The 14,267-nt window shown below is 69.5% G+C and carries 9 protein-coding genes; 4 read left to right on the top strand and 5 right to left on the bottom strand.

What is annotated here, in order from left to right:
* Positions 1 to 87 precede the first annotated feature (87 nt).
* On the top strand, positions 88 to 2,979 hold the full coding sequence (locus tag KIS93_RS30395) for a glycoside hydrolase family 48 protein (RefSeq protein ID WP_230465730.1): 2,892 nt from the start codon (positions 88 to 90) through the stop codon (positions 2,977 to 2,979).
* Entirely contained in the window at positions 2,922 to 5,756 is a 2,835-nt protein-coding gene (locus KIS93_RS30390; RefSeq protein WP_418115101.1) for a glycoside hydrolase family 9 protein, read from the top strand. Before KIS93_RS30395 ends, KIS93_RS30390 begins: the two co-directional genes overlap by 58 nt.
* Before the next feature lie 365 nt (positions 5,757 to 6,121).
* On the opposite strand, the gene KIS93_RS30385 is transcribed toward KIS93_RS30390, so the two are convergent.
* Both KIS93_RS30385 and KIS93_RS30380 read right to left on the bottom strand, forming a co-directional pair.
* Positions 6,122 to 6,646 carry a hypothetical protein gene (locus KIS93_RS30385; RefSeq protein WP_080044419.1) on the bottom strand — a complete coding sequence of 175 codons (525 nt, stop codon included), beginning with the start codon at positions 6,644 to 6,646 and terminating at the stop codon, positions 6,122 to 6,124.
* Positions 6,643 to 7,701, bottom strand: a complete 1,059-nt coding sequence (locus tag KIS93_RS30380; RefSeq protein WP_080044420.1) for a lytic polysaccharide monooxygenase — start codon at positions 7,699 to 7,701, stop codon at positions 6,643 to 6,645. The genes KIS93_RS30385 and KIS93_RS30380 overlap by 4 nt, the downstream gene beginning before the upstream one ends.
* 288 nt (positions 7,702 to 7,989) lie before the next feature.
* Here KIS93_RS30380 and KIS93_RS65805 point away from each other — a divergent pair, with 288 nt between their 5' ends.
* Both KIS93_RS65805 and KIS93_RS65800 read left to right on the top strand, forming a co-directional pair.
* A complete protein-coding gene (locus KIS93_RS65805; protein WP_186404518.1) occupies positions 7,990 to 8,820 on the top strand; it encodes a GH12 family glycosyl hydrolase domain-containing protein in 831 nt (276 codons plus the stop codon).
* Positions 8,817 to 9,362 (top strand): cellulose binding domain-containing protein, encoded by a 546-nt coding sequence (locus tag KIS93_RS65800; protein ID WP_246005423.1) that lies wholly within the window; start codon positions 8,817 to 8,819, stop codon positions 9,360 to 9,362. Before KIS93_RS65805 ends, KIS93_RS65800 begins: the two co-directional genes overlap by 4 nt.
* 77 nt (positions 9,363 to 9,439) lie before the next feature.
* Here the strand turns inward: KIS93_RS65800 and KIS93_RS30365 are convergent, their stop codons facing one another.
* The 3 genes from KIS93_RS30365 to KIS93_RS30355 all read right to left on the bottom strand — a co-directional run bounded on the left by KIS93_RS30365 (position 9,440) and on the right by KIS93_RS30355 (position 14,078).
* Positions 9,440 to 10,726 carry a serine/threonine-protein kinase gene (locus KIS93_RS30365; protein WP_155128892.1) on the bottom strand — a complete coding sequence of 429 codons (1,287 nt, stop codon included), beginning with the start codon at positions 10,724 to 10,726 and terminating at the stop codon, positions 9,440 to 9,442.
* On the bottom strand, positions 10,713 to 11,684 hold the full coding sequence (locus tag KIS93_RS30360; RefSeq protein ID WP_080044423.1) for a LacI family DNA-binding transcriptional regulator: 972 nt from the start codon (positions 11,682 to 11,684) through the stop codon (positions 10,713 to 10,715). Before KIS93_RS30360 ends, KIS93_RS30365 begins: the two co-directional genes overlap by 14 nt.
* A gap of 243 nt (positions 11,685 to 11,927) precedes the next feature.
* Positions 11,928 to 14,078: a transglycosylase domain-containing protein gene (locus tag KIS93_RS30355; protein WP_080044424.1), complete on the bottom strand. Its 2,151-nt coding sequence runs from the start codon at positions 14,076 to 14,078 to the stop codon at positions 11,928 to 11,930.
* Positions 14,079 to 14,267 lie beyond the last annotated feature (189 nt).

Raw genomic sequence — 14,267 nt, 5'->3', positions numbered from 1 at the left:
GGAGCGCTCCCACACCCCTACTCCCATGGAGACCTCGTGAAGTACAGACCTCCTCTCCTTTTGTCCCGCTTATCGAAACGCCTCGCCGTGGCCACGACCCTTGTCCTCGTCGCGGGCGTGACCTCGGCCGTCGCGGCCGCCCCCGCCCAGGCGGCCGTGGCGTGCGACGTGACGTACGCGGCCAACCAGTGGACGAGCGGCCAGGGCCAGGGCGGCTTCACCGCCAACATCACGCTGAAGAACACCGGCGACCCCGTGACGTCGTGGAACCTGGCCTTCGACTTCCCGACCACGGGCCAGAAGTACACCCCGTCCGGCTGGGGCGCGAACTGGAGCCAGTCCGGCACCCGCGTCACCGCCACCAACATGCCGTGGAACGGCAACCTGGCCACCGGCGCCTCCACCAACATCGGCTTCAACGGCACCTGGACGGGCAGCAACCCCAGCCCCACCTCGTTCAGCGTGAACGGCGTCACCTGCGGCGGCACCGGCACCGCGCCCACCGTGGCGCTCACCTCGCCGACCGCCGGCCAGACGTTCACCGCCCCGGCCACCGTGCCGATCGCGGCCAACGCCTCCGACGCCGACGGCACCGTCACCAAGGTCGACTTCTACCAGGGCTCCACGCTGCTGGGCACCGACACCTCCTCGCCGTACAGCTACAGCTGGACGAACGTCGCGGCCGGCAGCTACTCGATCACCGCCAAGGCCACCGACAACACCGGCCTGGTCACCACCTCGTCGCCGGTCGGGATCACGGTCTCGCCGAACACGGGCCCGGCGCTCGTCGTCAGCCCGACGACCGTGTCCGTGCCCGAGACGGGCAGCGCGAGCTTCGGCGTGAAGCTGTCGCAGGCGCCCTCGGCCAGCGTCACCGTCTCCGTCGCCCGCGCCAGCGGTGACACGGACCTGACGGTCACGCCGTCCTCCAGGACGTTCACCACGTCCAACTGGAACAGCGAGCAGACCTTCACACTGAACGCCGCCGACGACAGCGACACCACCTCCGGGTCGGCCGTCTTCCGCGTCAGCGCGAGCGGCTACACCGCCGTGGACGTCACCGCCAACGAGGCGGACGACGACGTCGGCGGCGACAACGAGTACGTCAAGCGCTTCGTCGAGCTCTACAACGAGATCCACGACCCGGCCAACGGGTACTTCTCGCCCGAGGGCGTGCCGTACCACTCGGTCGAGACCTTCATGGTCGAGGCGCCGGACCACGGGCACGAGACCACGTCCGAGGCCTACAGCTACTACCTGTGGCTGGAGGCAGCCTACGGGCGGGTGACCGGCGACTGGTCGAAGTTCAACACCGCGTGGGCCTCGATGGAGAAGTACATCATCCCGGCCACCGCCGACCAGCCGACGAACTCCTTCTACAACGCCTCGAAGCCGGCGACGTACGCGCCCGAGTCCAACTCGATCAGCGACTACCCGTCGCAGCTCGACTCGGGCGTCAGTGTCGGCACCGACCCGATCGCGAGCGAGCTGCAGAGCGCGTACGGCACCCGCGACATCTACGGCATGCACTGGCTGCTGGACGTCGACAACACCTACGGCTTCGGCCGCTGCGGCGACGGCACCACCAAGCCCGCCTACATCAACACCTACCAGCGCGGCGCGGAGGAGTCGGTCTTCGAGACGATCCCGCAGCCGTCCTGCGACACCTTCAAGCACGGCGGCCCCAACGGCTACCTGGACCTGTTCACCAAGGACGCCTCGTACGCCAAGCAGTGGAAGTACACCAACGCCCCCGACGCCGACGCCCGCGCCGTCCAGGCCGCCTACTGGGCGCTGACCTGGGCCAAGGAGCAGAACAAGGCCGGGGACATCTCCGCCACCGTGGCCAAGGCCGCCAAGATGGGCGACTACCTGCGCTACTCGATGTACGACAAGTACTTCAAGCAGCCCGGCTGCACCAGCCCGTCGTGCCCGGCCGGCACCGGCAAGAACGCCTCCAACTACCTGCTGAGCTGGTACTACGCCTGGGGCGGCGCGACCGACACCAGCGCCGGCTGGGCGTGGCGCATCGGCTCCAGCCACAACCACTCCGGCTACCAGAACCCGCTGGCGGCCTGGGCGCTGTCGAACGTGACCGAGCTGAAGCCGAAGAGCTCCACCGGCGCGGCCGACTGGAGCACCAGCCTCACCCGGCAGTTGCAGTTCTACACCTGGCTGCAGTCGGCCGAGGGCGCCATCGCCGGTGGCGCGACCAACAGCTGGGAAGGCCACTACGGCACGCCGCCGTCGAACCTGCCGAAGTTCCACGGCATGACCTACGACTGGCAGCCGGTCTACCACGACCCGCCGTCGAACCAGTGGTTCGGCTTCCAGGCGTGGACCATGGACCGGGTGGCGCAGCTCTACTACGCCACCGGCAACACCGACGCCAAGGCGCTGCTCGACAAGTGGGTGGCGTGGGCGCTGGACAACACCACGATCAACGCCGACGGCAGCTACCAGATCCCGTCCACCCTGCGGTGGTCGGGCGCGCCCGCCGGCAACTTCAGCGCCACGACCGGCATGCCGCCGGCCAACCCCGGCCTGCACGTGACGATCGCCGACTACACCACGGACGTGGGCGTCGCCGGCGCTTACGCCAAGGTGCTCATGTACTACGCGGCCAAGGCGAACCACGCCGAGGCGCGTGACACGGCCAAGGCGCTGCTCGACGGCATCTGGAAGAACCGCGACGCCAAGGGCGTCTCGGTGCCGGAGACCAAGACCGACTACAACCGCATCGACGACCCGGTCTACGTGCCGCCGGGCTGGAGCGGCAAGATGCCGAACGGCGACGCCATCAACTCCAGCTCGACCTTCATCTCGATCCGGTCCTTCTACAAGAACGACCCGGACTGGGCGAAGGTGGACGCCTTCCTCAAGGGCACCGGCCCCGCGCCGGTCTTCAACTACCACCGGTTCTGGGCACAGGTGGACGTCGCCGTCGCCCTGGCCGAGTACGGGCGGCTCTTCCCGTGATCCGTAAAGCAGCACTGATCGCTGCGGCGTCGCTGGTCCTGCCCCTCTCCGTAGGGGCGGGGCCGGCGGCCCACGCCGCGGCGCCCGCCTTCGCCTACGGCGAGGCCCTGCAGAAGTCGCTGTGGTTCTACGAGGCCCAGCAGTCGGGCGCGCTGCCCGGCTGGAACCGCGTCTCCTGGCGCGGGAACTCGGGCATGAACGACGGCAAGGACGTCGGCGTGGACCTCACGGGCGGCTGGTACGACGCGGGCGACCACGTCAAGTTCGGCTTCCCGATGGCGTTCTCCGCCACCATGCTGGCCTGGGGCGCGGTGGAGTACCGCGACGCGTACGCGGGCTCGGGCCAGCTCACCCACCTGCTCAACAACCTCAAGTTCGTCAACGACTACTTCATCAAGGCTCACCCGTCGGCGAACGTGCTCTACGGCCAGGTCGGCAACGGCGGCACGGACCACGCCTGGTGGGGCCCGGCCGAGGCGATGGCGATGAACCGGCCGGCGTACAAGATCGACGCGTCGTGCGGCGGGTCGGACCTGGCGGGCGAGACGGCGGCGGCGATGGCGGCCTCCTCGATCGTCTTCCGCCCGACAAATCCGTCATATGCCGACACGCTGGTGACGCACGCCAAGCAGCTCTACTCCTTCGCCGACACCGTCAGGAAGAAGTACAGCGACTGCATCAGCGACGCCCAGGGCTACTACAACTCCTGGAGCGGCTACAACGACGAGCTGGTGTGGGGCGCGATCTGGCTCTACCGGGCCACGAACGACGCCTCCTACCTGGCCAAGGCCGAGAGCGGCTACGCCAACCTGGGCACCGAACCGCAGACCACGACCAAGTCGTACAAGTGGACGATCGCCTGGGACGACAAGTCGTACGGGGCGTACGTGCTGCTGCACAAGCTGACCGGCAAGCAGCAGTACCTCGACGACGCCAACCGCTGGCTCGACTGGTGGACCGTCGGCGTGAACGGCTCCAAGGTGGCGTACTCGCCGGGCGGCCAGGCGGTGCTCGACCGCTGGGGCTCGCTGCGGTACGCGGCCAACACGGCGTTCGCGGCGCTCGTGCACAGCGACACGATCACCGACGCCACCCGCAAGGCCCGCTACCACGACTTCGCGGTGCGGCAGATCAACTACGCGCTCGGTGACAACCCGCGCAACTCCTCGTACCTGATCGGTTTCGGCGCCAACCCGCCGAAGAACCCGCACCACCGCACGGCGCACGGCTCGTGGACCGACCAGATCACCAACCCCGAGCAGACCCGCCACACCCTGTACGGCGCGCTCGTCGGCGGCCCGCCCGACCCGAACGACGCCTACACCGACAAGCGCGACGACTACGTCATGAACGAGGTCGCCACCGACTACAACGCCGGTTTCACCAGCGCGCTCGCCCGCCTCTACAAGGAGTACGGCGGAGCGCCGGCGGCGAACTTCCCGGTGGCGGAGACGCCGGACGGCCCCGAGATCTTCGTCGAGGCCGGGGTGAACGCCTCCGGCAGCAACTTCACCGAGATCAAGGCGCTCGTCCGCAACCAGTCGGCCTGGCCCGCGCGGGTCCTGTCCGACGGCTCGTTCCGCTACTACTTCACCCTCGACGGCTCGACGACCGCCTCGCAGATCAGCGTGTCGTCGGCCTACACGCAGTGCAAGGCGCCGACGCTGCACCAGGCGAGCGGCAGCACGTACTACGTGGAGATCGACTGCTCCGGGCAGGTCATCGCGCCCGCCGGGCAGTCGCAGCACCGCAGGGAGGTGCAGTTCAGGATCAGCAGCTCGGGGACGTGGGACCCGGCCAACGACTGGTCCTACAAGAACATCCCGACCACGCCGGGCACGACGCCGGTGCGGACGGCGAACATCACCCTCTACAGCGGCGCCACCAAGATCTGGGGTGAGCCGCCAGGTCCGGTGGAAGAGGACACGACCGCGCCCAGCAAGCCGGGCAAGCCCGCCGTCTCGGCGATCACGGGCTCCTCGGCGCGGCTGAGCTGGACCGCCTCCACCGACAACGTCGGCGTCACCGGCTACGACGTCTACCTGGGGTCCACGAAGGTAGGCACGGCCACGACGACGACGTTCGACCTGAGCGGGCTCACCCCCGCCACGGACTACACCGCCCACGTGGTGGCCAGGGACGCGGCGGGCAACACCTCGGCGCAGTCCGACGGCACGGCGTTCACCACCACGGGCACCGTGGACGGGACGCCGCCCAGCAAGCCCGGCAAACCCTCGGTGTCCGGGATCACCGCCACGGGCGCGCGGGTGAGCTGGGCGGCGTCCACGGACGACGTCGGCGTCACCGGCTACGACGTCTACCTCGGGTCCGCCAAGGCGGGCACGGCCACGACGACGTCGCTCGACCTGAGCGGGCTGACGCCCGGCACCGCGTACACGGTGACCGTGGTGGCCAGGGACGCGGCGGGCAACACCTCGGCCGCCTCCGACGGCACCGCGTTCACCACCACCGACGCGCAGGCCGGCGGGTGCACGGCCACCTACAAGGTGACCAGCTCGTGGGGCGGCGCGTACCAGGCGGAGGTGACGGTGAAGAACACCGGCACGTCGGCCACCGGCGGCTGGACGGTCAGCTGGAGCTCCCAGAACTCGATCACGCAGCTCTGGGGCGGCAAGCACACCGTGTCCGGCGGGACCGTGACCGTGAGGAACGAGACGTGGAACGGGGCGCTCGCCCCCGGCGCGAGCACCACGTTCGGCTTCATCGCCAACGGCACGTCCACCACGCCCGACCCGATCACCTGCACCCCGTCCTGACCCGAACTCCGCCCCGCCGCAACAGCGGCGGGGCGGCTCCAACTGAACCGCCCGATCAACAGGTGCGTATGAGGAGGTGAGGCACTAACCCATCTGATCCCTGCCCCAAAGAACCATCCCCGCCCGGATGGGACGGACGCGGCCGGAACCTCCACCCGGCCGCGTCCGTTTTTCTGCCCGCCCACCCACCCGGTCGCGTCCCGTTTTTCTGCCCGCCCACCCACCCGGTCGCGCCCCGTTTTTCCACCCACCCGACCACCCGCCCGCCCGACCGCCCCGCGGAGCGGGAGCGGACGGGAGGAGGAGCGGGCCGGCGCCGGTGCACGGGCCGGTTCGTATGGGGCGCCTACTTCCGTATGGGGCGCCTACTTCGCGGTCGAGGACACCAGCGCGAAGCGTTCGCGGGCCGCCTCGATCGCCGAGTCGTCCTGGAAGTCCTCGAACGCCAGCTTGTGGTAGCGGGCCGGGATGAGCTGCCTGACCCGGTCCGGATAGCCGGGCCCGGCCTTGGGCACGCGGACCTCGGGCGGGATGTCGATCTTGACGGCGATCGGCCCGGAGGCGCGGACGGACTCGGCCCAGTCGGGGCTCTCGCCGGTGACCGCGCACATGTGGCGGGCGTAGACCCAGCGCACCTGCACCAGCGAGGTCGCGTCCGGGGGCTCGGTGCCGAAAGGCTCCACGGCGCACACGACGCGGGAGTCGAAGCTGTGGCCGTGGGCGTGGTGCTCGCCGGGTGACGCCTGCTCGAGGATCAGGGTCACCTGGGCGGCGAGCTCCTCGTCGAGCTTGGATGACGGCTGCCTCGCAACGAGAAACGTCACCCCGGCCAGCACGACGCCGGCCAGGGTGACGATCGCCGCGATGCGCCCGCGACGGGTTTTGATCACGGGCTGGTGCAGGTCAGGGTGGGTGCGGTGGTCGGGACGGAGCCGGTCGCGTTGAACCCGAACGTGGTGGACGCGTTCGCCGCGAGCTGGCCGTTGTAGGTGGCGTTCTTGACGGTCACGTTGGGCGGCTGCCCGGTCAGCACGCCGTTCCACGGCGAGCCGTCGAAGCCCTCACCGTTGGCGTAGGTCCATTTGACCGTCCAGCCGTTGATGGCGCTGGAGCCGGTGTTCTTGACGGTCACCTCGCCCTGGAAGTGGCCGGCCCAGCCGGTGCTGGTGGCCTTCCACGTGGCCGTGCAGGCGCCCGGGGGAGGAGGCGTGGGCGTGCCGGTCTGGCCGGGGTCGGGCGTGCTGCCGCCGGGGCCGACGCCGGTGACCTGGCCGTTGCCGCCGTCGAAGGTGACGTCGGAGCAGCTGTAGAAGTTCTCGCTGCTGTCGGAGCGGATCCAGTGCGTGAAGATGATGTGCCGGCCGCTCTTGCCGGAGGGGAGCTGGGCGTTCCAGTAGTAGTAGTTGAGCCCGCCGGGGCCGCCGCTGGCGGGCGGGTTGGTGACGCTGCCGAACAGCTCCAGGTCGGACCACTTGAGCGGCGCGTTGGGGTTCCAGCCGTTCTTGGTGACGTAGTAGTCGAACTTGCCGGGGTGCTGCGCCCAGTTGCTGTGCCGCATCTGGATGCTGGCGCCGGAGGTGAGGTGGGTCAGCGGCCAGTCGGAGCGGACGGCGTTGTAGGCGGTGAAGTCGTAGGGCCCGCCGGTGCCGCCGCTGCAGATCTGCCCGTCGGGGATGAACCCGGAGGTCCGGCCGGCGCCGTCGGAGCGCAGCACCGCGAACCAGTTGTACAGGGGGGTGGCGCCGCTCTGGTTGACCGCGGCGGCACATGCCGGGTTGTAGGGCTGGATCTGGCCGTTCTCACGCAGGCCGTCCTGCCAGCACAGGAACGTGCGGCTGCCGGGGAACATCGAGACCCCGTGCGCCTGTGCCTGTGTGGGCGCCATCAGAACAGAGGTGATCAGGACCAGGACGGCGGTGATCGCCGCCGACTTGAATAACTTCATGTGGGCATTCCCTTGTGCTGACGACAGTGCTGACGACAAAGCTGACGACAAAGGAGAACCTGCCCATGACCTGCCCGCCCGGCAGGCGCATTGAATCACGTTCTACCCGGGTCCGACAACGTCGGGTGAAACTTTCAGCCGATCTTGGTCATGGTTTCCGCTGGTGGCCAGGCCCGCTCTTGATCGGCGGATGCGTACGTGCTTGCCGCGTTCGTGACCCCCAAGGAGGCTGAACGCTGGGAGCGCTCCCACTACACTCCCCTGTCAGAGAGGCGGGAGCAACACGCCATGAGGCACGCGCACATCCACCTGATCATCGGGGCCCTGCTCGCCCTGGGCCTGTTCGCCGTCCCGGCGCAGGCCGCTCCGGTGATCTGCGAGAAGTACGGCTCCACCACCGTCCAGAACGGCCGCTACGTCGTCATCAACAACGTCTGGGGCGCCGACACGGCCCAGTGCATCGACGTCAACCAGAACGGCGGCTTCACCATCACCCAGGCGGCGCACAACAAGCCGACCAACGGCGCCCCCGCGTCGTACCCGGCGATCTACGCCGGCTGCCACTACGCCAACTGCAGCACCGGCAGCGGGCTGCCGATGCAGGCCAGCTCCTCCTCGTTCGGCTCGCTGCGCAGCAGCGTGAGCATGAGCTACCCGAGCAGCGGCACCTGGGACGCCGCCTACGACATCTGGTTCGACCCCACGCCGCGCACCGACGGCCAGAACACCGGCGCGGAGATCATGATCTGGCTCAACAAGCAGGGCTCGATCCAGCCGGTCGGCTCCCAGGTCGGCACCGTCAACCTGGCCGGCGGCACCTGGCAGGTCTGGTTCGGCAACATCGGCTGGAACGTGATCTCGTACGTGCGCACCTCGCCCGCCTCGTCACTCGACTTCACGATCAACACCTTCTACGCCGACGCGATCAGCCGCGGCTACGCCCAGCGGTCGTGGTACCTGACCAGCGTGCAGGCCGGCTTCGAGCCGTGGGTCGGCGGCGCCGGGCTCGCCGTCAACGCGTTCTCCTTCAGCTCGGGCGGCGGCGGCACCGACGTCACGGCGCCGAGCACCCCCGGCGCCCCACCGCCTCCGGCACCACCTCGACCAGCACCACCCTGACGTGGGGCGCCTCCACCGACTCCGGCGGCACCGGCGTGGCCGGCTACGACATCATGCGCGCCACCGGCGACACCTTCGCCCGGGTCGGCTCCAGCACCACCACCTCCTACACCGACACCGGCCTGAGCCCGTCCACCACCTACCGCTACCGGATCAGGGCCAGGGACGGCGCCGGCAACGTCTCGCCCGACTCGGCCACGGTCACCGTGACCACCCAGGCCGGCGGCGGGGGCGGCGGGAGCTGCGCCGTCACGGCCACCACCCAGAACACCTGGAACAACGGGTACGTCATCCAGCCGGTCACCGTCACCAACCGCGGCACGTCCGCGATGAACGGCTGGACCGTCACGTTCACGCTGCCGTCCGGGCACACGATCACCGGTATCTGGAACGCCACCTACACCGTCAGCGGCGGCACGGTGACGGTCAAGGGCCTCGCCCACAACGCCGCCCTGGCGGCCGGCGCCGGCACGTCGTTCGGCTACCAGGCCACCCGGCCGGACGGGAACACGCAGGTGCCCAGCGGATACACCTGCGCGTGAGGACTCGCGCGGGCACGCTTTGCGAGGGGCCCGTCCCGCGCGACAGAGGGGTACGGCTGGTGCTGCCGTACCCCTCATCAATCGTGCCGCAGCGCGGTGTCCAGGTCGTCGAGCCGGGCTTCCAGCTCGCTCAGACAGGCGGGGCTGAGCCGGCCCTCCCTGAGGCGGTCGGAGAGCTTCTGCCGCAGCCCCCTGGTGCCCGCCGACTGCGCCGACGGGCCATGCCGCGGCGTCACGGCGTTCTGGAGCACCTGCGTGAGGTCGAGCACGACGTCGTCGTCGGTCGCGCCGCACGGGGTGCGTGCCCTGAGCACGGTCGTGAAGCCGGCCGCGGCCTGCTCGACCGTGATCACCGCGTTCGGTGAGCTCTCGATCAGCCTGGCCGTCGGGGACGGTGAGGGCAGCATCGACGGTGACACTGATGACGGGGCCGGCTGGACGAGCCTGGGCGGCGGCTCCGGCGGCGGTGCCTGCTGGAACCACAGCAGCGCCGACAGCGCGACGGCCGCCGAGCCCGCCACCGTGAGGCCGCGCCGCACGTGGCGGCCCAGCGACGCGGTGCCGAGCACGTTCGTCAGCCCCGAGACGATCTGCGCCGCCGTCGGCCGGTCCTCCGGCTCGTGCGCCAGGCAGCGCTGGCAGAGCGAGGCCAGCGCGTACGGCACGCCCGCCACGCGCGGCGGCGGCGCGGTCCGGTGCGCCGCCTCGATCTCCTCCCACGTCGTCCCCGGGTACGGCGTGCGCCCGGTGAGCATGGTGTGCAGCAGCACGCCGAGGGCGTACACGTCGACGGCCGGATGGGTCGGCGCGCCGAGCAGCCGCTCGGGGGCGACGTAGGGAGGGGTGCCGCGGTCGTCGTCGGGGTCGCCGGCCCACGCCGCGATGCCGAAGTCCAGCAGCTTGGGGCCGTCGGCGGTGAGCAGCACGTTCTCCGCCGTGACGTCCCGGTGCACGAGGCCGCGGGCGTGCCCGGCCATCAGCACGCGGGCCAGCCGCAGCGCGATGGCCGACGCCTCGGGCCACGGCAGGGGCCCCTTCTCGATGCGCTCGGCCAGCGGCGTGCCGTCGAGCAGCGGCATCACGACGTACGCCGCGACGCCGCCGCTCGTGGTGACCGTCTCGCCGTAGTCGTAGATGTCGATGGAGTCGGGGTGGATGAACCTGGCGGCGGCGCGGGCCTCGCTGCGCACGCTGACCCGTTCCTCCGGGTCGGTGTGCAGCGAGGCCGTGAGCACCTTGACCGCGATCATCCGGTGCAGTGACTGGTCGAAGGCACGCCAGATGACCGACATGCCTCCGCGGGCCAGCGGGTCCAGCAACAGATACCTGCGGGCCAGGATGTCCCCAGGCTCAAGCCGACTCACGGATGACCAGTTCCGTCGGGAGTACGGGGTCGATCCCCGCGGCCCCCGTCAGGAGCAGCCGGGTGGCGACCGTGGCGAGCTCCTCGACGGGCTGGCGGATGGTGGTCAGGGCCGGGACGGTGTGCCGGGCGACCGGGGCGTCGTCGAACCCGATCACCGCCACGTCCGCCGGCACCTTGCGTCCGGCTCTGCGCAGGGCCTGGATGGCGCCCGCCGCCATGAGGTCGGAGGCGACGAAGACGGCGTCCAGGCCGGGGGCGTGGCGTAACAGCCATTGCATGGCGTGGGTGCCGGAGGCGGCGGTGAAGTCACCGTACGCGACGGGCACGTCGGGCGCTCCGGCCGCCTGGAGGGTGCGGACGAGGCCCTCCAGCCGGTCGCGGGCGCCGGGTAAGGACGGCGGGCCGCCGATGGCGGCCACATTACGGCGGCCCGTCAGGAGGAAATGTTCGGCCGCTTGACGGCCGCCGTCGAGGTTGTCGACGTCGGCGAACGGAAGCTTGAGGTCGTGGGGCGGGCGTCCGATGTTGCGGACGGGGACGCCCGAGGTGGATAACTTGATCGCCAGGGGGTGACGCTCTCGTGCGCCCACGATCAGCACCGCGCCGGATAGGGCGGGCAGCGTGGAGGAGGTGGGGGTGACGGTGGTCACCATGAGGTGGGTGCCGTGCTCGGCTATCACGGCGCCCGCTGCGGACAGGAGCCTGGCGTAGTAGGGCTCGGAGAAGAGCCGGGGTAAGTGATCACAGACGACTGCTGTGACCCCGTCGGCCATGGTCTTGGCGGCCGTTCCCCGGGGAGCGCGTTGTCGGACGTATCCCATGCGGGACACGGCGTCGTAGACTTGGCGGCGGGTCGAGGTACTGACCCGCACCGAGCCTGTGAGGACTCGAGATGCGGTCGCGGGGGAAACCCCTGCAGCGGCCGCCACCTGTGCCAGTGTGGGCTGCTCGGTCATGGAGCACCTCGCGGAAAGATCCTGGGAGCGCTCCCACGTTACCAATGTTTCGCCGCTGTTAATAGGGTCTTTGCGCGGAGTGCGTCCGGCAGTCCGGACGCACTCCGAATTTGCTCAGCTAGGGGCACTGGTAACCGTCAGAGGTTTCTGTGCCGGATGTGGATCACGGCATATTGTTGCGCCCGATTTGTCTTATCCGGCGATCAGGAAAACCTTCCTACCCGAGATCCATGGAAATCAAGATCACCCGAAATCGGCGACATCCGCGTCCTCCAGCCGCCCGTCCGTGTCGTCGTCGCCCTCCGGCTCCGACGAGCGCTCCACCGGCTGGCACCCCGTGCCGCAGCCGCCGAAGCGGGAGCTGTTGATCGGGGTGAAGTCCGTCGCCGGGGTGCCCTTCAGGGCGGCGATCATGGTGTCCTTCCAGATCGGCCCGGGGATCGAGGCGCCGAAGACCGAGGCGTAGTACCGGCCGCCGATGGTCACGTTGTTCAGCTTGTAGTCCTGCGCGCCGCGCGGGTCGCCGATGCTCACCGCCCCCGCCAGGTCGGGCGTGAACCCGGCGAACCAGGCCGTGGCCTGCGCGTCGGTGGTGCCGGTCTTGCCCGCCGCGGGCCGGCCGATGCCGCCCACGCCCCGCATCGTGCCCTTGGTGAACACGCCGGACAGGATGTTCGCCGCCGCGTCGGCCACCTCCGGGTCGAGCGCCTGCTTGCACTTCGGCTTGAAGTTCGTCACCTTGCCGTTGCGGTCGGTGATCTTGGTGATCGCCATGGGCGCGCAGTACTTGCCGCGCGCGCCGATGGCCGCGTACGCGTTGGCCACCGTCACCGGGTCCATCTCGTTGGTGCCCAGCGTGAACGTCTCGAACTCGGTCAGCGGCAGCCCGTCGGAGCGCTTGATGCCCAGCGACTTGGCCGTCTTGATCGTGTCACACAGGCCGACGTGCTCCTCCAGCTTCATGAAGAACGTGTTCACCGACCCCCACGTGCCGGTCTGCAGCGACTTGAAGCCGCCGCCGCCCTCGTCGTTGGTGACGGTGTGGCTCGGGTCGCCGATGGGCTCGCCCTTGCAGTTCTTGAAGGTGGAGTAGTACGGGGCGCGGTAGCCGCTGCCGACGCTGAACCCGTCGTTGATCTTCATGCCCTCCTTGAGGGCCGTGAGCAGCGTGAACGTCTTGAACGTCGAGCCCGCCTGGAAGCCGACGCCGCCGCCGTGCACGGCGTCCGCCACGACGTTGTACGACATCTCCTTCTTGCGCTTGCTGTTGCCGTACTTGCGGCTGGCGGCCATGGCCTTGATCTGGCCCGTGCCCGGCTGCACCAGCGCCTCGGAGGCGACCGGGTTGTCGGAGGCGAACACGTGCTTCTTGATCGCCTTCTCGGCGGCCTTCTGCATCTTCGGGTCGAGCGTGGTCTGGATCGTCAGCCCGCCCCGGTTCAGGTACTGGCTGCGCGCCTTGGCCGTCTTGCCGAAGTCGGAGTTGCTGAGGATCTCGTTGCGGACGTACATGCAGAAGTACGGGTACGGGCTGGCCTCGCAGCCGCCCGGCAGGGGAGTGCCCTTGTAGCCGAGCGGCTTCTTCTTGGCCTCGGCCGCCTCCTCCGGCGTGATCTTCTTCAGCTCGGCCATCCGGTCGAGCACCACGTTGCGGCGGGAGAGCAGCTTCGCCCGCTGCTTCTTGCCCAGGTTGGGGTCGGTGGCGTTCGGGTCCTGGACGGCGCCGGCCAGCGTCGCGGCCTGCACGAGGTTCAGCTCCGACGCCTTCACGCCGAAGAAGCGCTTGGCCGCGGCCTCGATGCCGTTGGCGTGGGCGCCGAAGTAGGCGATGTTGAGGTACTTCTCCAGGATCTGGTCCTTGGTGTACTTCTCCTCGACCGCCATGGCGTACCGCAGCTCCCTGAGCTTGCGCGCGTAGCTGGCCTCCAGTGCCGCCGCCTGCTCCTCCTTGGTGGTCGCCGAGTTGAGCAGCACCTGCTTGACGTACTGCTGCGTGATGGACGAGCCGCCTTGGGCGATGCCGCCGGAGGTGAAGTTCTTCGCCAGGGCCCGGATGGTGCCCTCGATGTCGATCGCGCCGTGCTCGTAGAAGCGGAAGTCCTCGATCGAGATGATCGCCGTCTTCATGATGGGGGCGACCTGGTCAAGGGTGATCGTCTCGCGGTACTCCTCGTAGAACTGCGCGATCGGGTTGCCCTTGGCGTCCAGGACGGTGGTCTTCTCCGCGAGCGGGGGCTCCTTGAGGTCCTCGGGCTTGATGCCGAGATCCTCCGATGCCGAGACGAACATCGCTCCTGTACCCCCGACCGCGGGCAGCGCGATGGCCGCGGCCACCACACCGGCCGCAGCCGCCGCCGCCGTCAGGCGCGCGACACTCGACAAACGGGAACCCATGCTGGTAAAACCTCCCCATCCTGGCAATATGGTGCATCCTAAACCCGGGCATGACCTGCTCCGTGTAAAGACTTGGACGCCCCGTTGCCCCGGATTGTTCGGGGCTTTTCGCCGGAATCACGGCCATCGACGGGTTCGTGCAGCGTGGGGCACGTGAGACGTGTGGGACTGTTCGAGATTCCGCCAGGC

It is taken from the genome of [Actinomadura] parvosata subsp. kistnae (assembly GCF_900323885.1).
GTDB classification, from domain to species: Bacteria; Actinomycetota; Actinomycetes; order Streptosporangiales; family Streptosporangiaceae; genus Nonomuraea; species Nonomuraea composti.
The sequence above is the reverse complement of the archived record's forward strand: the minus strand, read 5'-3'. Positions and strand labels throughout refer to the sequence as shown.